This window comes from Methanobrevibacter sp. UBA412 (genome assembly GCA_002495685.1).
Taxonomy (GTDB): Archaea; Methanobacteriota; Methanobacteria; order Methanobacteriales; family Methanobacteriaceae; genus Methanobrevibacter_A; species Methanobrevibacter_A acididurans.
The window spans coordinates 1-1,138 of the sequence record DAGJ01000023.1 but is presented as its reverse complement, the minus strand read 5'-3'; the positions used below and the strand labels follow the sequence as shown (position 1 = coordinate 1,138).

The following is a 1,138-nucleotide window of genomic DNA, read 5'->3' as shown; positions in this document are numbered from 1 at the left end:
TTAGAAATTAATCTTTATCCTGGATTATACACTGGTTTTGCAAGTTATGATAATTTAAGTACTTCAATTGTAAGTATTTTTATTATAGATCCAAGTCTTAATCTTAATAGCACTATTTTGACTGCTAATAAATTCCAAGAAATTTATGGTGCGGGGGCTAATTTCACTGGTAAACTTTTAAATTCTAGTGGTAGTCCTATTATTGGTCAGCATGTTAGTTTGAATCTTACTAATCCGTGTACTGGTTTGAGTAAGGTTTATTTTGTTAGTACTGATGTTAATGGTGAGTATCACTTAGAAATTAATCTTTATCCTGGGGAGTATAAGGTATTTTGTACTTATGAGGGTACTAGTCAGTATGAATGTTCTAATGTTTTTAATACTATTAGTGTTAGTGTTTAATTTCATTTTTTTAGGGTTTTCCCCTAATTAATCTATTTTTCTTTTATTTTTTATCACATCTAAATTAAAATTTCATTTAATTAAAATGGTGGTTAAACTATTATTATTTATTTTAATTTAGTGTTAAATTAATAAAATTAGTTGTATGCTATTTTTTCTAGTTAAAGTTTATACTTAATCAGCATGTACTTATTATATATCTTAAGTTTTATTAAAATTAATAAAAATACTTAAAATTATATCTAAAGTTTAATTTAGAAAAAATGTTTTATATTAAAAAAAGACTTAGTAAAATTAGTTAAATTGTATTATTAAAAAGTATTGAATAGCATGTGCTTTAAAAAAAGGTTTAAAATATTTTTTAAAAACATATGTTAAAGGGGGTGATATGTGTTAACACATGCTATTCTAGTTAATTTATAAATATTTTATAGTATATAAAGGTATTTATTTTCATCATGAATTAGTTCTAAACTTTTTGTTTTTGGATTTAAACCTTTATAGCTCTTTTAGAAAAACTTGATTTATTCGCAAATTAACTAACTATCACTTTTTTTTATGAAAATAAATAAAAACAAAAATTCAAAAAAAATCTAAATTATTAGCACTTAATATCTTAATATTTTTATAATTAAATATTTTAAAATAATGAAAAAATAGAGTAGGTGTGGAAAAAAAGAGAGCACACCCCATTATTCAGTAAATACTAATATTTAGGCTCTGTAGAAATCCTATA

General features: G+C 22.2%; 1 protein-coding gene. It reads left to right on the top strand.

What is annotated here, in order from left to right:
* On the top strand, window positions 1–402 hold a 402-nt coding region (locus BP997_RS07225), incomplete at its 5' end, for a carboxypeptidase-like regulatory domain-containing protein (RefSeq protein ID WP_413829056.1).
* Window positions 403–1,138: the final 736 nt, after the last annotated feature.